This is a genomic window from Amycolatopsis sp. NPDC059027, assembly GCF_042739735.1.
In the GTDB taxonomy this organism is placed as follows: Bacteria; Actinomycetota; Actinomycetes; order Mycobacteriales; family Pseudonocardiaceae; genus Amycolatopsis.
The window spans coordinates 68,268-75,375 of sequence record NZ_JBHYIK010000018.1 but is presented as its reverse complement, the minus strand read 5'-3'; the positions used below and the strand labels follow the sequence as shown (position 1 = coordinate 75,375).

General features: G+C 68.2%; 7 protein-coding genes. 1 reads left to right on the top strand and 6 read right to left on the bottom strand.

What is annotated here, in order from left to right:
• Positions 1-121: 121 nt before the first annotated feature.
• From ACFWY9_RS14985 to ACFWY9_RS14975, 3 genes are all read right to left on the bottom strand, one after another.
• The gene (locus ACFWY9_RS14985) at positions 122-979 is read right to left on the bottom strand and encodes a helix-turn-helix domain-containing protein (RefSeq protein WP_378331118.1); all 858 of its coding nucleotides are present in this window, start codon (positions 977-979) and stop codon (positions 122-124) included.
• On the bottom strand, positions 979-1,524 hold the full coding sequence (locus tag ACFWY9_RS14980) for a DUF6879 family protein (protein WP_378331117.1): 546 nt from the start codon (positions 1,522-1,524) through the stop codon (positions 979-981). Before ACFWY9_RS14980 ends, ACFWY9_RS14985 begins: the two co-directional genes overlap by 1 nt.
• Positions 1,525-1,851: 327 nt before the next feature.
• Entirely contained in the window at positions 1,852-2,223 is a 372-nt protein-coding gene (locus tag ACFWY9_RS14975) for a DUF3817 domain-containing protein (RefSeq protein ID WP_378339062.1), read from the bottom strand.
• Positions 2,224-2,549: 326 nt separating this feature from the next.
• Here ACFWY9_RS14975 and ACFWY9_RS14970 point away from each other — a divergent pair, with 326 nt between their 5' ends.
• The gene (locus ACFWY9_RS14970) at positions 2,550-2,819 is read left to right on the top strand and encodes a hypothetical protein (RefSeq protein WP_378339061.1); all 270 of its coding nucleotides are present in this window, start codon (positions 2,550-2,552) and stop codon (positions 2,817-2,819) included.
• Positions 2,820-3,024: 205 nt separating this feature from the next.
• Here the strand turns inward: ACFWY9_RS14970 and ACFWY9_RS14965 are convergent, their stop codons facing one another.
• The 3 genes from ACFWY9_RS14965 to ACFWY9_RS14955 form a co-directional block, all read right to left on the bottom strand.
• Positions 3,025-5,433 carry a GH92 family glycosyl hydrolase gene (locus ACFWY9_RS14965; protein WP_378339060.1) on the bottom strand — a complete coding sequence of 803 codons (2,409 nt, stop codon included), beginning with the start codon at positions 5,431-5,433 and terminating at the stop codon, positions 3,025-3,027.
• A gap of 87 nt (positions 5,434-5,520) precedes the next feature.
• Positions 5,521-5,970: a hypothetical protein gene (locus ACFWY9_RS14960; RefSeq protein WP_378331113.1), complete on the bottom strand. Its 450-nt coding sequence runs from the start codon at positions 5,968-5,970 to the stop codon at positions 5,521-5,523.
• A gap of 18 nt (positions 5,971-5,988) precedes the next feature.
• On the bottom strand, positions 5,989-7,101 hold the full coding sequence (locus ACFWY9_RS14955) for a hypothetical protein (RefSeq protein WP_378331112.1): 1,113 nt from the start codon (positions 7,099-7,101) through the stop codon (positions 5,989-5,991).
• Between the last annotated feature and the right edge of the window lie 7 nt (positions 7,102-7,108).

Below are 7,108 nucleotides of genomic sequence, written 5' to 3'. Positions count from 1 at the left end.
GCCCCGCGCCCACGCACGCCGCATCCCGCCCACCTCCACACCGACCCCCCGCCCCGCCCCCCCCCCCCCCCACCACCCCGGCACCTCATGACGTGGCCACAACCTCAGCGAGAAACCTCATTCAGGCCGACTCGCGCCGGAACTCGTCGGCAATGCCGGAAATGAACTCTCTGGCAGCTTCACCGCCGAGCGCGCAGGAGGAGAAGTAGTCGAACTGCGCCCGGTAGAACGCGATGTCCCGCGGATCGCGCAACGCCAGCCCACTGGCGGATGTCTCGATCGTCACGAGGCGGTCGTCATAGATCACACACACTTCGAGCGGTGCATCGGCCATGGTCACAGTGAGCGGAATGACCTGAACCGAAACGCTCGAAAGTGCGGCGAATGATACCACCTTGTCCAGCTGGATCGCCATTCCCGGCGCGGACAAAAGCCGCCACCGCAAGGCGGCTTCAGTAAAGAGGAAGTCGAACCGCTTTCCGGTGTCGTAAAGGATTCGCTGGCGATCAAGCTTGCGCGCGACGATCTCCCGCTGCACCGCCTCGGACGTTTGCCGTCCGATCGGAGCGTTCACCGCCACCGACGCGTATTCAGCGGTCTGAAGCAGGCCGGTGATCATAGTCGGGAGGACGAATCGAATCTCGGTGGCGGACCGCTCGATCGCGGCGAGCCGGTCCTGCACCTTGCCCCAGCCGAGCTTGCTCTTGGCGCGGCCGGACTCGTACTCGGTAGTGCCCAACTGCGCCAGCGCGAGCAGTTCACCGGCGTATCCACGGTCAACGCCGAGCGCGTGAACGATCTGCTCCACGTCCGTGATGCTGGGCACGAGCTTGCCCGTCTCGATCTTCGAGATCTTGGACTGGCTGATGCCGGTCTTGTCGGACAGCCGTTCACCGGACAGCCCAGAAGCCCTGCGCAGGGTGCGCAGGGCTTCCGCGAGGCTGAGCTGACCAGCCGCGGCACTCTCGGGTTCGAACATCAGTCCTTCGCGACGTACTCCAGGAAAGGGACGCTGTGCTGGATCGCCAGCTCTTTGTACCGAACGTAGGGCGCCGGGTCCACGTCGACCAGCCGCTCCCGCCCGACCTGCGTGCCGTCGGCCTCGTAGTGCATCAAGACGACCACCTCGTCGTCGAACAGCCAGAAGTCCTGGTCAGGCAGCCCCGGATTCGGCGTTCGCGAGTAGTCGAGAATGCGGACGTCTTCACCGGCATCGACACTGCCCGGGTAGGCCGTGAATTCCCACCGCAGGTAGTCACTGAGCGGTGGGGTAAGCGTGTGTACTCGGCCGACCGTGCGGCCTGCCGCGGCGTGCTCCCGCAACTCTTCGTACCAGTGTGTGGGTGGCTCGGCCTCACCGGTTGCCAGGAAGCGCTCGAGTCCACCTTCTTCCGGGCCAACCTTGTAAGCGGGCAAGGTCTCCAGCCGCCACGCGCTCCGCTTGAAGTTCTGCCACTGGGCGGCCCAGGCATCACCGGTCAGCCAGTTGTCGCCCGACCTCAGTTTCTCCTCACCGCGCCGCACGAGCCGCCTCCAGAAGTAGGTTGAGCGGAATTTCCACTACGGCCTCGCCCCGGCCAGGCCGCACGTCGCCCTCAGGCAACAGAACATCGCCTTGGACGGCGACCGTCCCCCACTCCGTCAGCGACACTCTGGCGCAGTCGGAACCAGTTATGCAGTCCACGCCCGCCAGCTTGGTCAATTTCATGGGCCACCTCTCCCCTCGGAACCGGTCACAGCGAGCGTACTGCCGGACACCGACAGTTCGTGCCGCCCGAAAGGCTATTCGCGAGGCGGAATGAAACGGCCCCCGTGAGCGGTGCTCACGGGGGCCGTAAAGGGACCGGGGAATCAGGCCGCGGCGGTCTCCGGGGTCTTCGCCTGGAAGAGGCCGGTGCCGCCCTGGCTCAGCCGCTGCGGGCCGTCGAGCTTGCCGTTGCGCAGCGCCCACTTCTCGAACAGCCAGGTGAACAGCGGCGGGATGGAGGAGAACAGCGCGAGGACCAGCGTGCGCGGGCGCCAGCCGAGCGGCTTCGCGACGGAGAGGGAGATCACGACGTACAGGACGAAGATGACGCCGTGCACCATGCCGAGGACGGGGACACCGCCATCGTTCGCGGCGTGGACGACGTACTTGAGAAACATCCCGATCAGCAAGCCGGCCCAGGACAGGGCTTCGGCGACTGCGGCCACGCGGAATACTAAAGCGGCCTTGCTGGACACGACTCCTCCTGAGTGGGTCTCACACTCTCACTGGCGCTCTACACGAACATGTCCGACCTCACTGTGTCCAAACGGGATTCCCGGGTGGACGTCAACAGCGCTGTCGGACGTGTGTAACACCAGTGTGATACGTGACGGCCCTCACCGGAACACCGGGGCCCGTGATGATGCTCACGACCACTGGTCCAGACCGGACTAGACCATTGGCGGGACAACTACGGGTAATCGCTTGACCGCGTACAGCATCTCGTCGAAGATTCACTTCGTGCCCGGCTTACTGGCCGGAGCGACACTGCTTGATTCTGTGGGGAAAGCGGAGGAATTACATGACCCTGCTCAGCATGCGCAAGGCCGCCGCGACCGGCGCGATCCTGGCGGCCGGCCTGCTCGCGACGGGCGCGGCCCAGCCCGCCTTCGCGGCGGCACCGGAGACCAGCACTCAGGTCACCTCGCCGAAGGTGTGGTTCGAAGAAGGCCCGTTCCCGAGCGTCGCGGCCTGCGATCAGGATCGCGCGAAGCACACGGTGAAGTCCGAGTGCTACTACGAGGGCTCGTACCCGCAGGGTCCGGGCTGGTACTACGGCTGGAGCGCATGACGGTCCGCACGCAACGCTGAAGGGGGGGGGGGCGGGGGGGGCCCGCGCCCCCCCCCAAGGGTTTAGGGGGGTAGACCCCCCCGGGGGGGCGCGGGGGCCCCCGGGGCGGGGGGGCGACCTGGGGCGGCGCCCCTGGCGGGCCCCCCCCCCGGGGTCTGGGGGGGCGCCGCGGGTATCCGCGGCGACCCCCTTTTCGTTCAGCGGGCTATCCCGCGCAGGGGGACGCCGGGGCGCCGCCGGGGCCGGTCGCCCAGGTGGCCTGGGCGGCGTCGGTGGTGAGCCGGAAGTCCAGCGTCACCCCGCGGTTGAGCTGCTCGAAGCTGACGTACGCCTTGTCACTCGGCGACGACCACCAGCCGTTGCCGACCCGCAGACCGGCGACGTACTGGAGCTTCGCGCCGTCCGCCCCGCCCGCGGCGATCGTCACGTCGCGTCCGTTCTGCAGGTGGATGACCGACTTCGAGAACCGCGGCGCGGACAACAGGAAGTTCCCGGTGCCCGGCGCACCGGGGTAGATCCCCAACGCGCTGAAGACGTACCACGCCGACATCTCACCGAGGTCGTCGTTGCCGGTCACGCCGTTCGGCGCGTTGGTGAACAGCGTCTGTGCCGCGCGGAGCACCGCGGAGGTCTTCCACGGCTGCCCGGAAAGCGTGTACATCCACGGCGCGTGCAGGTCAGGTTCGTTGTTCGGGTTGTACCGGAACTGGTTGTAGTAGTTGTACGGCCCGACAACCCACTTCTCGCGCACGGTCTTGGCCGGGTCGGCCACGAGGTCGGAGTAGGCGAAGAAGTCGTCGAGCCGCTTGCCGACGTTGTCCTTGCCGCCCATGAGCTTCGTGATGCCCGGGACGTCCTGCTGGGTCAGCCACTGGTACTGCCACGACGTACCCTCGTGGAACCCGTCCTGGCTCTGCGGGTTGTACGGCTTGTCGGCCGGGGTGAACCAGCCGCCGCCCGCCACCTTCGGCCGGAAAAAACCGCTGAACCCGCGGTCGTTCTGGCTGGCGTCCCACAGCGTGCGGTAAGTGCGGGACTTCTCCGCAAGCGCTTTCGCGTCGTCCTTCCTGCCCAGCGCTGCCGCCATGATCGACAGCGAACAGTCGCCGAGCGCGTACTCCAGCGTCGCCGACGCGCCGTGGTTCGGGTCGGTGTCCTGGCCCTTCTTCGGGAAGTTCGGGTCGTACTGGACGAAGCCGTCCTTCTGGTAGCTGGGATTCCCGGAGCGTCCTTGGAACGGCGACGCCGCCGGGGGTACCTCGCGCGCGTTCTGCAACAACGCCTGGTACGCCTTGACTTCGTTGCCGGACAAGGCCCCGTAGCGCCACAGGTCGACCAGGAACGGCGTGACCGGGTCGCCGGTCATCGTGTTCGTCTCCTGGCTCGCATACGCCCATCGCGGCAGCCAGCCGCCCTGGTCGTGAATCGCCAGGACGCTCTTCGCGATGTCCTTGGCCCGGTCCGGGCGCAGCATCGCGAGGAGCTGGTTCTGCGAGCGGTAGGTGTCCCACAGCGAGAAGAAGTCGTAGTAGGTCCAGCCGACCGCGCGGTGGATCTTCTTGTCGAAGCCGTAATAACGGCCGTCCGCGTCGTTGCCGGTCAGCGGCTGGAGTAGCGAGTGGTAAAGCGAGGTGTAGAAGACCGTGCGGTCGTCCGATTTCCCGCCCTTGATGTCCACAGTGGACAACTCGCGACGCCACGTGCGCTGGGTGTCCGCGCGGACGTGGTCGAACGGGCGGACCCGCTCGGCGGCGAGGTTGACCTTCGGGCCGTTCGCGTCGACCTGGGAGATCGCGGTGGTCGCGGTCACCGGGCCGCCGCCGAAGGTGAGCCACGCGCCGCGCAGGCCCGCGCCGCCCGAGGATTCCTTGCCGCCGGGCGTTCCGCCGGTGGGCGACCAGGTGCCGGAGGACTTGAACGGCTTGTCGAACGTCGTGCGGAACCACGTCGTGTACGGCTTCCCGCCGCAGAACGCCTGCGATTCCACGGTGCCTTCGACCGTCCGGTCGTCGACGACGCGGATGCTGCTCGCGGTCACCGGTTCCTTGTCGTTGGCCTGCCCGACGTTGACGAACACGTTGGCGTCGCCCGGCTTCGCGAAGTTGTAGCGCTCCACACCGGTGCGGGTGGTCGCGGTCGTCTCGACGTCGATGCCGCCGTAACCGGTGAGCCGGACCTTGTAGTAGCCGGGTTTGCCGACCTCGCCGTCATGGGTGTACGGCGAGGCGTACCGCTTCTGGTCGAACGTCGCGGGCTTGGTCGTGTCGAACGCCGCCCCCGGCCCGACGGCGCCGGTGGTCGGCAGGGTCGAGACGAGCCCGCCCTGCTCCCAGCAGCCCGCGCCGGACAGGAAGAAATGCCCGAAGCCGCGGATCGCGGTGTCGTCGTAACGCCAGCCCGCGTAGTGCGAACCGATGGGGCTCACCTGCGTCATCCCGAACGGCGCCGACGCGCCAGGGAAGGTGTTCCCGTCGTCCTTGGTGCCGATGAACGTGTTGACGGAATCGAGCGCGTCCGCCGGCGCGGCCTCAGCGGTGGCGGGAACCAGCGTCGCGGCCGGGACCAGCAGGGAAAGCACGAGCCCGGCCGCACGGGTGCGGGGTCTCGCGGACATGGACCACCTCCTGACAACGATGTCGTTCCCCACACTTTCGGCATCGGCCACAACGCCGGTCAAGAGCCCGGTACAAGCCTGTCCACTTCAGGACACCGCGAACGCGACCGCCCGCACCAGGCCGCTACCCCCGGTCCGGCGGGCTTCGACGACCAGCTCGGTCAGCGCCGATTCCGCGGTGACCGGGACCGTGTACCGGGTTTCCACCGGGGCCACGGCCAGCACACCCTCCGCCGCGACACCGTCGACGAGGACCCGCACCTGCCCGGTGGCCGCCGCGTCCGCCAGTGTTTCGACCACCACCCGGAGCGCGCCGGGGGCGGTGAGCAGCCGCACCAGCGGGACCCAGGACGCCGAGGGCGTGCCCGGCCAGTCCGCGGGCCGCGCGGGCAGGAACGGCACCACCGAGGGCGTGGGCGCCGCGGTGGCCGAGAACATCGCCGCGGTGGCCGCGTGGCCGCCTTCGAGCAGCCGCAGCCGCCGCTGGATCTCGCGCAGCTCCGACACCAGCGTGTCCGGCTGGTTAACCCTGCCCATGCCGCCTCCGCGGGAAGATCATGACGGCTCCTGGAACGGTGCCACGGTCAGCACGACCTCCTCCTGCCCGGCGTCGTCGCCGGGTGTCACCGAAAGGCCGAGCAGCCGCACCGTGACGTCGAGCTGGTCGCCGGCGAAGAACGGATCGTCGATGATCACGCGGGCGTTGTCCCCCACCGCATAGGAGCCGATCACCGGATCCAGATCGGCGCGCACCGTCAGCTCGGGCAACACCACCGGACGCCGTCGCGCGGCCAGTTCTCCGGCCACGTACGCGGCCAGCATCGCCGTGTCCTTCGTGTCGACCGGCGCCGCGGCGACCTCCAGCAGCGGCCAGCCCGCGTCGTGTGCCGAGGGATCGGCCCGCATCACCGGCCCGCCGGGCAGCTCGCTGCTGCCCGTGCCGAACACCCTGGTCGCCATGCTCGCCCCGTCGACCGGCCAGCCGAAATCCACGAGATTCGCGCCGTGTTCCCAGACATACGCGCGTTCCCCGCCAGGTGAGCCGAGGCGGGGGTACCCCAGCCGGAGAAACCGTTCCAGTTCGCCGCTCGCGTCGTAGCGGACGTCGAAGGCGAAGTCGAAGCCGGTGTCGGTGTTCGCCATGTCGCGCAGGACCTCGGCGACCGACTTGAGATCACGGGGCGCGTAGCTCACCGTGCGCACGACCCCGGAGGACTCCGATCCGGTGAACCCGACACCCATATCACCGTCCACATGAGACTGTGCCAGTTGGACGAGCCGCTGCGCGATGACGATCTGATCGGTCGCGGTGAAGGACACGGCCTTGGTCAGGTCCGCGGGATCGAGCACGAGCCGATGGTCGAAATAGGACAGGAAGTCGGCGGCACCGAGTTCGAGAACACCGTCCGACGAGGCGTAGCGGCTGGTCCAGACTATCCCGCCCCACAACAGGTCCCCGTCCCGATCGACGTAGATCGCGGTCCGGCCCGGTTCGGTCAGCACGCGCGGCTCGCGCAGCCGCATCTCCGGATCGTCCACATGCAACCGGCCCCGCAGGCCGCCGGCGTCGTTGAGCTTCTTGTCGAAGGTGACCCCGGACAGCGGCAGCTCGTCCAGGATCGCGCCGGACCGCAGATCCGTGACGAGATACGTGTACGTCGTGCCCATGCACTGT